Annotated in this window: 13 protein-coding genes and 2 pseudogenes; 5 read left to right on the top strand and 10 right to left on the bottom strand. The window is 71.3% G+C overall.

All coding sequences use genetic code 11. From position 1 onward, the window contains the following. The first annotated feature begins 4 nt into the window (after positions 1-4). Positions 5-865: a phosphatidylinositol-specific phospholipase C/glycerophosphodiester phosphodiesterase family protein gene (locus tag ACIBAF_RS10275; protein ID WP_399462729.1), complete on the top strand. Its 861-nt coding sequence runs from the start codon at positions 5-7 to the stop codon at positions 863-865. Positions 866-981: 116 nt separating this feature from the next. Beyond that, positions 982-1,176 carry a hypothetical protein gene (locus tag ACIBAF_RS10270; RefSeq protein ID WP_399462728.1) on the top strand — a complete coding sequence of 65 codons (195 nt, stop codon included), beginning with the start codon at positions 982-984 and terminating at the stop codon, positions 1,174-1,176. A gap of 31 nt (positions 1,177-1,207) precedes the next feature. On the opposite strand, the gene ACIBAF_RS10265 is transcribed toward ACIBAF_RS10270, so the two are convergent. Next, positions 1,208-2,437 (bottom strand): phosphodiester glycosidase family protein, encoded by a 1,230-nt coding sequence (locus ACIBAF_RS10265; RefSeq protein WP_399462727.1) that lies wholly within the window; start codon positions 2,435-2,437, stop codon positions 1,208-1,210. 166 nt (positions 2,438-2,603) lie between these two features. Continuing rightward, a pseudogene (locus ACIBAF_RS10260) lies at positions 2,604-2,956 on the bottom strand (NUDIX domain-containing protein); the annotation flags it as partial. A gap of 290 nt (positions 2,957-3,246) precedes the next feature. On the opposite strand from ACIBAF_RS10260, the pseudogene ACIBAF_RS10255 reads away from it, so the two are divergent. Continuing rightward, a pseudogene (locus ACIBAF_RS10255) lies at positions 3,247-3,969 on the top strand (dienelactone hydrolase family protein); the annotation flags it as partial. 311 nt (positions 3,970-4,280) lie between these two features. Further along, positions 4,281-5,291: an aldo/keto reductase gene (locus tag ACIBAF_RS10250; protein WP_399462726.1), complete on the top strand. Its 1,011-nt coding sequence runs from the start codon at positions 4,281-4,283 to the stop codon at positions 5,289-5,291. Positions 5,292-5,297: 6 nt separating this feature from the next. Here the strand turns inward: ACIBAF_RS10250 and ACIBAF_RS10245 are convergent, their stop codons facing one another. The 5 genes from ACIBAF_RS10245 to ACIBAF_RS10225 all read right to left on the bottom strand — a co-directional run bounded on the left by ACIBAF_RS10245 (position 5,298) and on the right by ACIBAF_RS10225 (position 11,921). After that, the gene (locus tag ACIBAF_RS10245; protein ID WP_399462725.1) at positions 5,298-5,477 is read right to left on the bottom strand and encodes a hypothetical protein; all 180 of its coding nucleotides are present in this window, start codon (positions 5,475-5,477) and stop codon (positions 5,298-5,300) included. A gap of 661 nt (positions 5,478-6,138) precedes the next feature. Next, complete coding sequence (locus ACIBAF_RS10240) at positions 6,139-6,873, bottom strand: class I SAM-dependent methyltransferase (protein ID WP_399462919.1); 735 nt, start codon at positions 6,871-6,873, stop codon at positions 6,139-6,141. A 259-nt stretch (positions 6,874-7,132) separates the two neighbouring features. Further along, on the bottom strand, positions 7,133-7,582 hold the full coding sequence (locus ACIBAF_RS10235) for a carboxymuconolactone decarboxylase family protein (RefSeq protein ID WP_399462724.1): 450 nt from the start codon (positions 7,580-7,582) through the stop codon (positions 7,133-7,135). A 93-nt stretch (positions 7,583-7,675) separates the two neighbouring features. Continuing rightward, positions 7,676-9,565, bottom strand: a complete 1,890-nt coding sequence (locus tag ACIBAF_RS10230) for a glycoside hydrolase family 97 catalytic domain-containing protein (protein WP_399462723.1) — start codon at positions 9,563-9,565, stop codon at positions 7,676-7,678. A 55-nt stretch (positions 9,566-9,620) separates the two neighbouring features. Beyond that, positions 9,621-11,921 (bottom strand): glycosyl hydrolase family 95 catalytic domain-containing protein, encoded by a 2,301-nt coding sequence (locus ACIBAF_RS10225; protein ID WP_399462918.1) that lies wholly within the window; start codon positions 11,919-11,921, stop codon positions 9,621-9,623. A 184-nt stretch (positions 11,922-12,105) separates the two neighbouring features. Between ACIBAF_RS10225 and ACIBAF_RS10220 the strand changes: the two genes are divergently transcribed. After that, a complete protein-coding gene (locus ACIBAF_RS10220) occupies positions 12,106-12,762 on the top strand; it encodes a cinnamyl alcohol dehydrogenase (RefSeq protein ID WP_399462722.1) in 657 nt (218 codons plus the stop codon). Between the two features lie 8 nt (positions 12,763-12,770). Here the strand turns inward: ACIBAF_RS10220 and ACIBAF_RS10215 are convergent, their stop codons facing one another. Genes ACIBAF_RS10215 through ACIBAF_RS10205 form a run of 3 tightly spaced genes read right to left on the bottom strand, consistent with a single transcriptional unit; the run spans position 12,771 to position 15,382 of the window. Then, positions 12,771-13,514, bottom strand: coding sequence for an SDR family NAD(P)-dependent oxidoreductase (locus ACIBAF_RS10215; protein WP_399462721.1), 744 nt, complete (start codon positions 13,512-13,514; stop codon positions 12,771-12,773). Beyond that, the gene (locus tag ACIBAF_RS10210; protein WP_399462719.1) at positions 13,511-14,437 is read right to left on the bottom strand and encodes a fumarylacetoacetate hydrolase family protein; all 927 of its coding nucleotides are present in this window, start codon (positions 14,435-14,437) and stop codon (positions 13,511-13,513) included. The genes ACIBAF_RS10215 and ACIBAF_RS10210 overlap by 4 nt, the downstream gene beginning before the upstream one ends. A gap of 12 nt (positions 14,438-14,449) precedes the next feature. Then, on the bottom strand, positions 14,450-15,382 hold the full coding sequence (locus ACIBAF_RS10205) for a VOC family protein (RefSeq protein ID WP_399462718.1): 933 nt from the start codon (positions 15,380-15,382) through the stop codon (positions 14,450-14,452).

Here is a 15,382-nt window from a genome sequence, read left to right as displayed (position 1 = left end):
CAGCATGGCCCTCATCACCCGCCGCAGAGCTCTCACCGGCTTCGGCGCCACCCTCGCCGCAGTGCTCGCTCCGCCGGCCGGCAGCGCGTTCGCCGACGGGCAGCAGCACCGCCCCCGGCCGTTGCGGCACGCCCACGCCCACAACGACTACGAGCACCCCCGCCCCCTCTTCGACGCGCTCGACCACCGCTTCGGCAGCGTCGAGGCCGACATCTTCCTCGTCGACGGCGAACTCCTCATCGCCCACTCGGCGGACGAACTCGACCCGACCCGCACCCTGGAGTCCCTCTACCTCGCCCCGCTCGCCGCCCGAGTGAAGGCCAACCACGGGTCGGTGTACCGGGGTTACCGGCAGCCGCTGCAACTGCTCATCGACATCAAGACCGAGGGCTCCGCTGCCTACCTCGCCCTGGACGAGCTGCTCAAGCGCTACCGGCGCCTCTTCACGACGTACGCGCACGGCCGCATCCACTCCGGCCCGGTCACCGCCGTCATCTCCGGCGACCGCGCGGCCCGTACACCCATGGAGGCGCAGACCGTCCGCCGGGCCTTCTACGACGGCCGGCTCACCGACCTCGGCGCGTCCGAGGCGTCGTTCGCCTCGCTGATCAGCGACAACTGGACCCTCAACTTCACCTGGCTCGGCGTCGGCGCCTTCCCCGAGGCGGAACGGCAGAAGCTGCGCGGGATCGTCGACGCCGCCCACGCGCGCGGGCAGCAGGTGCGGTTCTGGGCCACGCCCGACCTCGTCGGCCCCGCCCGGGACGCGCTGTGGACGGAACTCCTCGCCGCCGGCGTCGACTACCTCAACACCGACGACCTGGCCGGACTGGAGGCCTTCCTCGACGCCCACCGGGCGGCATAGCACCACGGTTTCGACACCACTCGTTCGGCGGACAGGGCAGTCGCCCGGACGAACCCTCCGTTACGCCACACTTGCGGCCGAACGCCGTGAAAGCGGACGTGCGGAGGAGGTTGACGGTGGCCATTTCGATTTCAGCGGTGCTGTTGCTGCTGCTCCTGGCGGTGATCTTCCTGCGCAACGGCGGACTGAAGATCTCGCACGCGCTGGTCTGCCTGTTGCTCGGGTTCTTCCTGGCCGGCACCAGCATGGCTCCCACCATCCACAGTGGCCTCACGGCGACGGCCGACATCGTCGGCAGCCTTCGACCGTGAGGCCCTGCGGGGGTCACCGGGGTCACCGGGGTTACTTGGTGAAGACCCCGATGCCGTTCGCCACCGGGCGCTCGTACCCGTCGGACGGATGGTTGCGGACCGTCACCCTGGTCGCCCCGGACGGGCGGGCCACCAGGGTCGACGAGCCGCCGCCGTCCAGGCTGAAGCCCTCGGTCGCACCGAGGCTCTTCAGGGCCGTGGCGACCTCGGCGATGGTCAGGCCCTTGCGGTAGGCGACGGCGCCGTCCAGCGCGAACAGGAACACGCGCTTCCCGCCGTTGCCGATGCCGACGGCCGTCCGCACGGCCGAGACCGAGGTGTTCAGACCGGACAGCGACTTCCCGCCCGTGAGGACCGGGTAGCCGCCGACGGCGAAGCCGTACGCCGACTGCGACGCGGACGACAGCCCGTACCGCACCGCCACCCGCTGGCCCTTGACGAGCTTCTTCAGGCGCTGCGCGCCCGCCTCCCGCCCGACCAGGACCGTGGTGCCGGCCGCGATGGTCCCGCTGCCGGGCGTCGTCGACGTCGACACGACCCGGCCCTTCTTGAGCACCACCTCGTAGGTGCTGGTGCTGCACGCCGCGGCCCGTTCGGCGTCCGTGCCGCAGGCGGCCCGCTTGCGCGAGACGCTGCCCCAGTCCGAGGTGTACGCGCCGACGGAGTTCTCCGGCAACGCGTACTGGTTGAGGCCGCCCAGCGGCAGCCGCCGCGTCGAGGTGCTGTACGACCCGTTCAGGGACAGGCTGTCGATCCGGGCCTTGCCGTCCGTGCCGACGCCGACGACGGCCCTGGTGTTCATGCCCGGCGGCAGGGCGGGCCCGAATCGCTGCGCGTCCGGGACCGCGCCCTTGAGCGCCCTCCCGTTCACGACCGCCGGACCCACGCTCGCCCCGGTCGCCGCGACGCCCGGGTGCTGCGCCTCGGAGATGTTGAAGAAGTCGCCGTTGATGCCGGCGACGGCCTTCTGGCTGTCGGCCAGCGAGGAGACGGCCGCGCGGGACGCGACCGCACCCGGGTACAACAGCCCGAGGCGCACGTGGGCGTTGGTGAGGTCGACGCTGAGCACGTGCACATGCGTCGTCCCGGCGGCCGCCTGCAGGTCGTACTGTCGGTACGCCACGCCCGCCGCCACGGTGGTCCAGGTCGCGGCCTCGGCCGAGGCCGCCCCCGCGAGGGTCGCACCGGCCACTGTGCCGAGTGCGACGAGCAGCGTCAGCGACTTTCTGCGTGCCCCGGACCGTTTCTGATGTTGCGTCACAGACCCCCCTGGGTAGTTCGGGCCGCAACTCTCTCACGACCTGCGGGAACACCCGCAGAGAGGGTGGGCGCAACGCCACGGGAACGGGTGAGAAAACGCACGAATGCGGGTGTCCCCGTCCCCCGTTCGGCAGCACCGCCCCGCCGCGTGTGCTACGGGACAGCCCTCAGGCCCTGTCCGGCAGTTCCTGGGCGTACGGGGTGAAGTGGGCCGGGGGTGGTCGATCGGGAGGTCCGGGCGCCAGGCGGTGAGGGCGCTGCAGACGAACAGGGACGGCGGCAGGTGGTCCAGGGAGTACCAGCGCCAGTCGCCGACGCTCTCACCGGGCTGGTCGTCCGGCTCGCCCTCCCAGTCGGTGACGACGGCGCCGACCGTCATCCGCACGACGCCGTCGACCTGGTCGAGGAGCGTGCTCAGCAGGCGCACGTCCGACGGGTCCGCCCGCAGCCCGGTCTCCTCCCGCAGTTCCCGCACGACCGTTTCCCGGAGCGACTCCCCGGGTTCCACCGTGCCGCCGGGCGAAGCAGGCGGGTTCGCGAATTTCTGGCCGCTCAGTCGCAGGAACCTGCGCGTTGATGGACGGCAGGGCGCTCTGCACGGACGAGTTCAGGGACACCCGCCTGTCACGCGGGTGTGACCGAGATACTCCCCAAAGGGGCAACGGGATGATTCCGCCAGCGCTGCCGTGGGGACGGGGTTTGTGACGGTTCTTGTGAGCCCTCGCCGTATTTCAGAGGGATACCCGCGCTGTTCTGCCGGCGGCAGAACACCGGCCGGACCGGGCTCGACGATCACTACAGTCCAGTCTCATGACGACGATTGCAACGCGTCCGGTCGAGTATCCGGCCGACGGTTTGACGATGATCGGGCACCTCGCGCTCCCGGCCGGTGCCGACCGCCGACCCGCGGTGCTGCTCGGACCAGAAGGCATGGGGCTCAGCGACGTCGAGCGCCGCAGGGCCGATGCTCTCGCCGAGCTGGGTTACGTAGCGCTGGCCTTCGACCTTCACGGCGGGCGCTATTTGGGTGACCCCGAGGAGATGCTGGCCCGTTGCCTGCCGCTGCTCGCTGATCCCGACCGGATGCGGGGTATCGGCCATGCGGCGCTCGACGTGTTGCGCGCCGAACCGAGGACCGACCTCGACCGGATAGCCGCCGTCGGCTACGGCACGGGGGGCGCCGTCGGGCTGGAACTCGGGCGCGATGGCGTCAGCCTGCGCGCGATCGGGACAGTCAACGCAACTACCACGGGCCGACCGGGCGAGGCGGCGCGCATTCGCTGCCCGGTGTGGGCCGGGGTCGGGTCGGAAGACCCGATCATGCCGCCCGCGCAACGGAACGCGTTCACCGCCGAGATGCAGGCCGCGGGCATCGACTGGCGCCTCACGGTCTACGGCGGCGCCCTGCACGCCTTCCACCACCCACCGGTCGACCACCCCACGGTCCCCGGCGTCGGCTACCACCCACAGCACGCACAGCGAGCCTGGCGCGACGTCCTCGACCTGCTCGCCGAGTGCCTGCCCGTGACAGAGTGATCTGGGGGCATGACCCAGGCAAACATGCTGGCGCCAGGCCTGGTCGGCATCGGGCACTGACAGTCCCCTCCCCTCAAGACCGCACAGCAGAACAGCATTCGGGCAGACGCTCGATCGCGGAGACGTATGCACAACTGCCGCAGTAAGAGATGCCGCGGGTAGGGGCGCCGTCGCGAGCGCTGCGATACCGCCGCCCGGACCGACGGAATCTCTTTCGAAACCTGACACGGCGCGCATTCCCCACGCCTCCGAATTCCGGACCGAGACGTATTGCGTTGGAGCGCACTCCAATTCCTAGGTTCGGAGGCATGCGATACGTCAAACTCGGAACGACCGGACTGGAAGTCTCCGCCATCACCCTCGGCTGTATGAGCTTCGGCGAGCCGGACCGGGGCGGCGAGCCCTGGTCGCTGGGCGCGGACGCCAGCCGGGACATCATCAAGCAGGCCCTTGAGAGCGGCGTCAACTTCCTCGACACGGCCAATGGGTACAGCGCCGGAAGCAGCGAGGAGATCGTCGGCCAGGCGGTCAAGGACTTCACCCGGCGCGAGGAGGTCGTTCTCTCCACCAAGGTCTGGATGCGGATGCGCCCCGGCCCGAACGGCGCCGGGCTGTCCCGCAAGGCGATCTTCGCCGAGCTCGACGCCTCCCTGAAGCGACTGGGGACCGACTGCATCGACCTGTACCAGATCCACCGCTGGGACTACGACACCCCGATCGAGGAAACCCTCGAGGCGCTGCACGACGCGGTCAAGTCCGGGAAGGTCCGCTACATCGGAGCCTCTTCCATGTACGCCTGGCAGTTCGCCAAGGCCCTGTACCTGGCTGACCTGAACGGCTGGACCCGGTTCGTGTCGATGCAGGACCACTACAACCTCATCCACCGAGAAGCAGAGCGGGAGATGCTCCCGCTCTGCGTGGACCAGGGCATCGGCGTGATCCCGTGGAGCCCGCTGGCGCGGGGCAGGCTGACGCGGGTCCGGGACACCGCCACGGCGCGTGCCGGGACCGACGAGGGCGGCAAGATCCTCTACCGCGACGGGGACCAGGCAGTGGCCGAGCGCGTCCACGAGATCGCGGGCGAGCGGGGTCTGTCCCCGGCCCAGGCCGCCCTGGCCTGGGTCATGCGCAACCCGGCGGTGACCTCGCCCATCGTCGGGGTCACCCAGCCGGCCCAGCTGGCCGACGCGGTCGCCGCGGTGGACGTCGAACTCGACGAAGACGAGGCCGCCTACTTGGAGGAGCCCTACCAGCCGCACGAGGCCGCCTACCTGGAGGAGTCCTTCTACAAGTCGCGCCCTGTGGCGGGCTCCCGGTAGTCCGGGCTACGGTCGGGCCTTCGACGAGTCCTTGGCCTCGGCCTTCACAGCCCTGTGGTGGGCCCGGCGGTGCTTGCGGGCGGTCGCGCGCACCTGCATGATCCGCGCGCTGCCCGCCACCGCGGCCAGCAGCAGGGCCACGCGCAGCGGAACGTGCCCGTGGGCACCGAAGTAGCTGACGTCCACCGACTGCTCCTGAGTTTGAGCAATTGGTAAAGTGCCGGATTTACCGCGACGGGGGCCCTGCCGCGATCACTCCGACCTGCGACGGGCCGTGCGTCCCGGCCGCTGCGGCGAGGCGTACGCATTTACTGCGGCGTAACTGTGCTGACCACGCGCCAAGGCAGGCCGACGGACGGAAGCGGGCAGACAGAACGCGAGCTGGGTCCAAGTCGGCTGCCCTGCGGCCTGTGCGGGTTCGAAGTACCAGGCCGCGTCGTACTCGGTGACAGCTACGACACACGCCCGGCAGAAGCCTTCATCGTTGATGCGCCACAGCCGCTTACACCGCCTGCACTCGCCCTCCGGGTGGTTCCGTTTGGAGCGCCACTGGTGGCAGGGGGAGCAGAACGGTGACTGGACTCGCAGCCCCCAGCCGAGGCAGCCGGCACACTGCCCCAGCGAGGGCAGGCGCTTTCGTCTTGGGGCCGCCTCAGTTCGGTGGGAGTGACCTGGGCCGCCCCGCCTGCGTACCGGCGCTGCAGCAACAGCACGTCGCTCAGCCCCGGCTCGCCTCCCAGCAACTCCGCCTCTGCGGCGACGGTTCGCTGGGAGGCGGTACGAGGGAGAGCACGCGAGTCCCGGGATCTGCCACGAACGTTGGAATCACAGCAGTGAGTCCTGAAACTCAGGAGAACGGCCCAACATCCTGAGAGGCCGATGTAGGAGCCCATCGAGCCTCCTGCCAGCCAGTTAGCTCCCAGGTGCCCCGGCGGTGGCGGCCCAGGAGCAGTCCGCGGGGACCGTGGAGGATGGCGCCGACGCCGAGCGCCGTGTGCGCGACGGGCGGGAGGTTCGTGCGGGGGCGGGCCAGGACGCGCAGCGGGCGCCGGGCCCGGAAGACGCGGTAGGACGCACGGTTGGCCGGGTCGGGCGCCGTCACCGGCACGACGTCCTCGACGCGCAGCCCGTGCTCGGTGAGCAGTTCCTCCCACACCTCGGGGGCGGGCGCCCACATGCGGACCGTCGTCTCGCCGCCGCCCGCGAACCGCAGCGTCTCCGGCCGGGAGACCAGGTCCGTAGCCGGCCCGTCTCCCCGGGGGTTCGTGTGCAGCACGGAGAAGCACAGAGTCCCGCCCGGGGCGAGTGCCGTCGCCAGGGCGGGGAGCAGCCGTCGTGGGTCGATGAACGGGACGGCGTTGACGGAGTAGACGACGTCGTACGGCCGCGCGGCCCGCAGGTGTGCGACGGCGTCGGCGTGGAAGAGCCGCAGCCCGGGCAGGGAGCCGTAGCGGGCCCGGGCGCGTTCGATCTGGCCCGGCGCGGAGTCGACTGCGTCGACTGTCGCCCCGTGCGCGCGCACCAGCCGGGCGGCGTGCCGGGCCGTGCCGCAGCCGAGGTCCAGGACGCGCCGGCCCGTCAGCTCCCCGAGGAACGCCTCGTCCGGCCCCGAGTCCGGGAACCCCCAGTCGATCCGCTCCGCCTCCGCCAGGACCGTCCCGCGGCGCAGATGGTGGGCGGCGTAGGCCTGCCAGGCGTCGGCGTTGACCGACTCCGGCTCCTCGTCGAGGGCGTCGTCGGGGGAGAGGGGGGCGGGGCATGGGCGGAGCCTTTCGGGGGTGGGCGGTCGGTGCTCGTCGGCCGGGTGATTCTTACCGGCCCGGCGCCCCCGGAAGCATGGCTCAGTGCACGGGGTGCTTGCTGAGGATCGACACCCGGTTGAAGGCGTTGATGGTGACGGCCACCCAGATCACCGCCGAGAGCTGGTCGTCGGTGAGGACCTGCCGGGCGTCGGCGTACGCGGCCTCCTGTGCGGCGGCGTCGGACGGCACGGTGGTCGCCTCCGCCAGCGCCAGGGCCGCGCGCTCCGGGGGAGTGAAGAGGTCGGTGTCCCGCCAGGCGGCGAGGACGCCCAGCCGGCGGGTGTCCTCCCCGGCCCGCAGGGCGGCCTTGGTGTGCACGTCCAGGCAGAACGCGCAGCCGTTGAGCTGGGAGACGCGCAGGTTGACCAGTTCCACGAGGGTGCGCTCCAGGCCGGCGTCGGCGGCGGTCGCCCGCACGGCCTCGGACGTCTGGACCAGGGCGTGGTAGGCCTTGGGGCTCTGCTTGTCGATGAAGATCCGTCGAGTCACAGTTGAATATCAAACCACCCATGGGTCGGGGTGTCCGCCCGACCCGGGCGACGGCCGCCGTGGCGAGCCGTTCGCCCGGGAAGGGCGCGGTGCTCAGCGGTGGCAGGTGGTGAGGCCCGGCCGCCAGGGGCAGGCGAGGGCGGCGAAGCCGCCGTTGCCCACGACGTCGACGTCGAGCGTGTCGCCGCCGCGCAGCACCTGACGGTCCTGCACGAGGCCGTCGGCGCCGTCCCTGACCGTCTCCACCAGCCACCGTCCGGAGCCGATGGACAGCGGCACCTGCGCGGTGTGGGCCGTGCCCGCGTACACCCCGCCGAGGAACCAGCGGTCGCCGCTGCGCCGGGCCAGTACGGCCTCCTGCCCCGGCTGTCCGGCGAGCAGCCGGGTGTCGTCCCAGGCGGCGGGGACCTGGTCGAAGAAGCCCCGGGCGAGCGGCCGGACGTCGTACGACTCCGGGGTGCCCGCGAACATCTGCAGCCCCGACTCGTAGACGACGCCGAGCCCGACCTCGGCCGCGTCGGAGTTGGGGCGCAGGCCGACCCGCTGGAAGGCGCCGGGGGTGAAGTCCATGGAGCCGATGACGTTGCGGGTGAAGGGCAGGGTGGTGAGGTGGGAGGCGGTGTTGGTGCGCTTCTCCTCGCCGCCTACGCCCTCCAGGGTCATCACCTGCGGCCAGGTGCGCTGGATGCCCTTGGGGATCGTGGAGCCGTGGAAGTCGACCATGAGGTGGTGGGCGGCCGTCTCCGGGAGGATCGTGTCGTACCACCGGAGCATGGACTGAGCCTCGGAGTTCATGAAGTCGATCTTGACGCCCTTGACGCCCCATCGCTCCAGGGTGGGCAGCCACAGGGCGCGTTCCTCGGGCGTGTCGAGGTCGCGCTGGTGGATCCAGACGACGATCCCGACGCCCTTGGCGCGGGCGTACTGAACGAGTTCGGGCATCCAGCTGGTGGCCGGCCAGTCGGGATCGGTGACGTCCCACTCGTCCTTCTTGAAGTACCAGCCCGAGTCGACGGCCTCGTAGGGCCAGCCCCGTTCGGCCGCGTAGTCGACGTACGCCTTCTGTGCCGCGAGGCTCTGACCGGCCGGACGGCCGCCGGCGAGCCAGGTCCACAGCACGGTGCCGGGCCGGATCCAGGAGGGGTGCGTGACCTTGGAGGCGGGGGCGAGGTCGTCGGTGAACGTGGACCGGGTGACGGTGGCGAGGTCGCCGGTGACCATGGCCCGCCAGGGTGTGGCGAGGGGGCCGTCGACGCGGACCCGTTCGTCGGCCAACCGGATCCGGTATCCGCCGGCGCCCTGGGTGTGAGCGAGCCGGGCGCCCGAGTAGGCGCCGGTGAGGTCGGACTCGGCGAGCAGGGTGTAGCCGCCGGGCGTGGCGAAGAGCGCCTGGTCGGAGTAGTCGTTGGTGGGGGCGCTCGCCGCGGTGTACTGGGCGAACTGGCCCTCGTTGTCGACCCGGTAGGTGCTCAGCCAGGCGCTCGCGTCCGACGGCAGGTTGAACGCGGAGGTCTCGCCGAGCACGTCGCCGTACCCGGCGGGCAGGACGTACCGGTAGGCGATGCCGTCGGCGGAGGCGCGCACGACGAGGTCGAGCCGGGCGCCGGCGGCGGTGGCGAACGACAGCCGGGTCTCGTTCATCCGGACGCTGCGGTCCAGCCGTTTGCCGGACCGGGCCCGGTACCGCTCGTCGACCCGCCCGTCCTTGCGGTGCAGGAAGCGCAGACCCTGGGACAGGTCGGCCTGTTCGGTGACGATGCCGACGGGCGACGGCTCGAGGACGGTGCGGCCGTCGCGGGACACCGACAGGCTCAGCGTGCCGGTGGCGTCGTCGAGGGATATCCGCGCGCGGGGTGCGTGGGGGGCCGCGGAGACGGCCCAGACGTGGTCCTGCTGCTCGGCCCGTGCGGGCCCGGTCGTGAGGAGTGCGGCCACCAGTCCGGCGCAGAGCGCGGCGACCGCGGTTCTGATCGGAACAGCCATGAGAACCCTCCCTGTCGATGAGGTGGGGCGGAGTGTGCGGCCTGTCCGTCGGTCCTTACGGCAGTCCCCAGGCCGGACCCGGTTCGCTCACGGCGACGGGCGCGACGACGAGGTCGGGTCGGGAGCCGGAGTGGACGAGCACCTCGCGGCCCTTGGGCAGGTCGATGGCGAGGGCGCCGTCGGGCAGGGCGTGGGTGCGGGCCGGGCTGCCGTCGTCGAGGAGCACGGTGAGGGCGCCGGTGAGGCCGTGCCGGAGCTTGAGCGGCTCGCCGGCCAGGCTCCTGATCCGGATGAACCGGGTCTTGCCCGCCTTGCGGACGGCGCTGACCAGGAAGGCGCCCTGGGTGCGGAAGTCGTGCAGGGTGACGTCCGCCCAGTCGGACGGGACGGCCGGGAAGACGCGGATCACGCCGCCCCAGCTCTGGCAGAACATGTCGTGCAGGGACTGCGAGGCGGACAGCGGCGTCTCGATGACCGGACCGGCCTCGGTGTAGTGCGTGTTGGCCTGGCAGGGGTAGCGGGTGGTGGTGTCGAAGAACTTCCGCAGATAGCCGATCGCGGTGTCGCCGTCGCCGGTCATCGCGTAGATGGAGGCCGCGCCGGTGTAGCTGTAGCCGCGGTGCGCGCCGGTCAGCGCGTGCCAGCGGACGACGGACTTGGTGATCAGGTCGCGGCTGCCGGGCTGGTCCCAGTTGACCAGGTACAGCGGGTACACCATCAGCAGGTGCGAGTAGTGCCGGTGGGACTGCGCGTACGGGGTTTCGGCGCCGATCATGAAGCCGTTGTCGTCGACCGGGTACGGCGTGAGCCTGGCCAGCACGTCCCGCCAGCGGGGGATCAACTCGTCGTCGACGCCCAGCAGTTCGGCGGACTCGATGAGGGTCTGACAGCCCCAGCGGATGAGCGCCAGGTCGTAGTTGGTGTCCTGCGGGGGCACGACGGGGTACTCGGGCGAGAGCGTGCTCGGCAGATGCAGCCTGCCGTCGCTGCCCGGGGTGAGGAAGTGCAGGTAGTAGGCGATCGCCCGGCGCAGCACCGGGTGGATCGTGTCGCGCAGCAAGGACTCGTCCATGGAGTGCCGGTAGGACAGCCACACGTTGTGCAGCGCCCAGGTGAGGTCGCCGGTCTCGGCGCCGGCGCCCGGGCGGCCCACCTCCCGGTTGCCGAACATGTCGGAGCTGCGGCCGATGCCGGAGCTGTCCGCGCGGTAGGCGGCGGGCACGTTGGCGATCAGCTGTTCCTGGTTCTGCCGCAGGGTGGTGGCGAGCGAGTCGAGTTCGGGGTGGTTGGAGCCGTGGATGAGCCAGTACTCCAGCTGGACGTTGAGGTTCCACCACACCGCGGGCCACGGGGTGGGCTCCAGCCAGGGGCCGGAGGTGGCCATGACGGGGCCGCCCGCGCGGCTGGCGGAGGCGACCTTGTAGAGCTGGATCCAGTGGAAGCTCTGCAGCCGCCGGTCGGGGAACGAGACGAAGCTCTTCGGGTAGAACGCGTGCCACCAGCTGGTGTGACGTCGCCGCAGGGCGCCGTACGACGCGGCGCGCCGCAGGTTGCGCAGCGAGTCGGCCTCGGCGGCGGTGCCGGAGGGGAAGCTGTGCCCGACGCTGACGAGGAGGTCGTCGCCGGTGCGGCGGTACGCGGTGGCGGTCTGCCCGCCGCCGCTGAGCGGCTGCAGCACCTGCTCGGCGCCGTCGGCGGCGGTCCGGGTGGTCCAGGCCGGGTTGGCGGTGTAGCCGACGGGCGGGGCCTCCTGGATCTTCCGGGGGCTGACGGCCTCCTCGGGGTGGAAGGTCCAGGTGACCCGCTCGCCGCCGTCGGCCGTGACCCGGGCGGCCAGGACCTCGTCGTGGATGAGGGCGGAGAGGGTCAGGGTGCCGGCGGTGGTGGTCACGGTGCCGGTGAGTTCGGCGTTCCACAGGCTCAGCCGCCAGTCGACGGCGGTGATGGCGCCGACCGGCTCGAGCGTGAGGTGTCCGACCGGCAGCCGGCAGGTGCCCCAGCCGCTGCCGAACTCCGGCCGGTGGTCCTGGACCCGGCCGTGCTGGACGGTGAAGCGGATCTGGTTGGCGCCCGGTTCCTGGTAGATCATGCTGCCGAGCAGCCCGTCGCCGAGCAACGGACCCTCGTACCAGCGGGTGGGCAGTCTGGTCCACAGCAGGTCCTGGTCGCGCAGGAACCTGCTCCAGGCGCCGTCGGCAGTCATGGCGGAGCGGAGCTTCCAGGGGCGTTTGCCGCCTGCTGAGGCCGGCTCGGCGTGGGCCGTCCCCGGCAGGGCTGTCACCGCCGCTCCGCCGAGCGCGGTGCCCAGTACGGCTCTGCGAGGCACCGGTAAGCGCTTCCCCGGCTGCGAGGTCATCATCGTCCTCCAGATCTGACAGGCCATCAGTGCAGGGAATACATCGGGTGTATCGGGGACCGTAGGTAGGGGTTCAGGGACATGTCAAGGGTTCAACTCCTTGACTGCTCCGATGTATTGAGGTTGCCTGCTGGTATGTACCTGGAATGTTCCTGACTTTCTTCCCCTCGGAAAGGAACACCCCATGAACCGGAGATCCGTCTTACGGGCCGGGGCCGGCCTGCTGGCCGGCGGCGCCACCGCGATGGCGGCGCCGGCCGCCGATCCCACCGACGGCTGGACGCGGACCTCGTTCACGTACAGCTGGCAGAAACCCTGGGACCTCGACCTCGCCGACCGGCACAGCTACAGCGGCGGCGTCCACCGCATGTGGGTGAACGCCACCGACGAGCCGTTCGAGGAGGGCAGCACCACCGACCCGCGCACCGAGATGCGCTGGAAGGTCGACTACCGGACCGGCGACCACATGTGGGACGCCGACGTCTACCTGCCGTCCGGCACCGACGGCGCGTCCTTCGTGCAGATCCTGCGCAGCGTCCACCCCTCGGGCACCCCGGCCACCGACATCATGCTCAACGTCTACGACACCGGCGGCGGCACCGTGCGGCGCTACGACGGCACGGTGCTCAAGACCGGCGCGTACGACGCCTGGTTCAACGTGAAGATCGCCCACCAGGCGAGCAGCGGGACCGGGACCGTCAAGGTCTACTTCGACGACTCCCTCGTCCTGACGGTCGCCGACCGGGGACCCGCCACCCGTTATTTCAAGAACGGCGTCTACGACCACGGTTCGGGCCGCGTCGAGGCCCGCTTCCGCAACCTCGCCTACTGGACGCGCTGAGCGACGCCTCAGGCGAGCCGAACGCCGCCCAGCGCGTCGGAGACGGACTTGACGCCGCCGTGCGCGGTGAGACCGCCGTCCACCGGGATCTCCGCGCCGGTGATGAAGGACGCCTCCTCGGACAGCAGGAACACCACGAGCGGGGCGACCTCGTCGACGGTCCCGGTGCGGCCCAGCGGGGTCTCGCGGATGTTCGCCTCCCGGAAGACGGGCGCGGCGGAGGCGGTCATGTCGGTCTCGATGAACCCGGGGTGGACGCTGTTCACTCGGATGCCGCGCGGGCCCAGCTCGGTCGCCGCCGCCTTCGACAGGCCCCGCAGGGCCCACTTGCTGGACGTGTACGCCACCGGATAGTGGCCGGTGAGCGCGGCCGTCGAACCGACGTTGACGATCGACGAGCCCGGCGGCATGAGCGGTGCGAGGTGCTGGATGCCCAGGAGCGGACCGATGACGTTGACCGCGTGGACCCGCGCCATGTCCTCGGGCCGCACCTCGCCGACCCGCGCGCGCCAGGTGACGCCCGCGTTGTTGACCAGGCCGTGCACGGCGCCGTACGACTCCCGCAGCTCCGCGGCGAGTCGGGCCCAGTCGTCCGCAGCGGTGACGTCGAGACGACGACAGTCGCCCGCCGCCGGGTCGACGTCCGTGGCGATGACATGGGCGCCCGCCCGGCGCAGGGCGTCGGCCTCCGCCGCGCCCTGCCCGCGGGCGGCCCCGGTGACGACCACCACCCTGCGGTCGAGCCTGCTCACGGCCGCTCCCGGGAGCGCCGCCGGGCGGCCGCCACCGGCACCGGATCGGCGCCCCGCACCACGGTGTTGGAGACGGTGCCGATGCCCTCCACCGTGAGCGTGACCGTGTCGCCGGGCCCGAGCGGCGCCGGGTCCCGCCGCCCTCGCACACCCCAGAGCTCCGCCAGACAGCCGCCGTTGCCGCAGGTGCCCGAGCCGAGGACGTCGCCCGGGCGGACGACGGTGCCGCGCGAGGCGTAGGCGACCATCTCCTCGAAGGTCCAGCTCATGTTGGACAGCAGGTCCTCGCCCACCACCTCGCCGTTCACCGAGGCGGTCAGCGCCAGCCGCAGGAACCCGTCGCGGTCACGGTACGGCTCCAACTCGTCGGCCGTGACCAGGAAGGGGCCCAGAGTGGTGGCGGTGTCCTTCCCCTTGCAGGGGCCGAGCCCCACCCTCATCTCGGCGGACTGCAGGTCCCGGGCGGACCAGTCGTTGAGGACGGTGTACCCGACGATGTGGTCGCGGGCCTGCTCGGGAGTGAGGTCGCGGCCCTCCTTCCCGATCACGGCGGCCACTTCGAGCTCGAAGTCGAGCAGGCCCGAACCCGGCGGCACGGGGATGTCGTCGTACGGGCCGTATACCGCGTAGGGGTTGGTGAAGTAGAAGGTCGGGGCCGCGTACCAGTGCTCCGGCACACCGTCGGCCCCGTCCACGGACCGCCGTACACCCTCGACGTGTTCCTCGAAGGTGACGAAGTCCCGGATGGTCGGCGGCCGCAGCGGCGCCAGCAGGCGCACCTCGGAGAGCGGGACCGCGGGGCCCGTCGCGGACACCTCAAGGGCGTCGAGCGGTCCGTTCCCCTCGGGCAGGGCGCGTACGGCGTCGTCCTGGACGACGCCGTAGCGACGGCGCCCCTCGTGCAGATAACCGGCGATGCGCATGGCGGGCGCCCCTCAGACCGGCGGGGCGACGAACACGCCGCGGTCGACGTCGTTGAACGACTCCTTGGCGACGAGCTCGTTCATCGGGTTCGCGGTGCCCCACTGGTCGCTGACCTCGGGCCGGGAGAAGTCGTAGACGTGGGGGTGCCAGGTGTCCTCGTCGAGGAGTTCGAGCTCGGTGGTGTACTCCACGGTGTTGCCGTGCGGGTCGAGGAAGTACGTGAACGTGTTGTCGCCCGCCAGGTGCCGGCCCGGCCCCCAGACCTTCTGGAATCCGGCCCGCATCACCCGGCCGGAGCCGCGCATGTACTCGTCCAGGCCGCGCATCTCGAAGGAGACGTGGTGCAGCGAGGTGTGCGGGCCCTTGGCGATGGCCATGGAGTGGTGCTGGTTGCTGATCCGCATGAAGTGCATGACGTCGCCGACGTACGGCGAGCTGAGCGTGTCGGAGTGGCGGAAGCCGAGGTGGCGCTCGTACCACTCGCGGGTCCTGTCGAGGTCCGGCGAGTTGAGCACGACGTGCGACAGCTTGACCGGGATCGACTCCTTCTCCTCGATCCTGCGGTGCCGGCGGACCTCGACGTCGGCGGAGACCTCGATCGTGCGCCCGTCGACGTCGAAGAAGCGGAAGCCGTAGCCGCCGCCGGGCGTGTCCACCTTGCCCGGCTGCGAGATCAACTGCACGCCGTCGGCGAGGAGTTGCTCGGCCAGCGTGTCCACGTCGGCGGCGCTCGCGGTGCCGTAGGAGACGAGGTCGAGGCGCTTCTCCTCGGCCTTGCGCAACCGGATGACGTACGTCTCGGGGCTGCCCTCTGCCGCCAGGAAGGAGATGCCGGAGTCCTCGGCGACCTTGGTCAGGCCCCAGACGCCCGCATAGAAGTCGAGCTGCCTGTCGTAGTCGGGCACGGCGAGGTCGACGTGCCGCAGATGGGTGAGCAGACGCAT

The organism is Streptomyces sp. NPDC051677, assembly GCF_044453465.1.
GTDB lineage: Bacteria > Actinomycetota > Actinomycetes > Streptomycetales > Streptomycetaceae > Streptomyces.
This window is presented reverse-complemented; position numbering and strand designations above follow the sequence as displayed.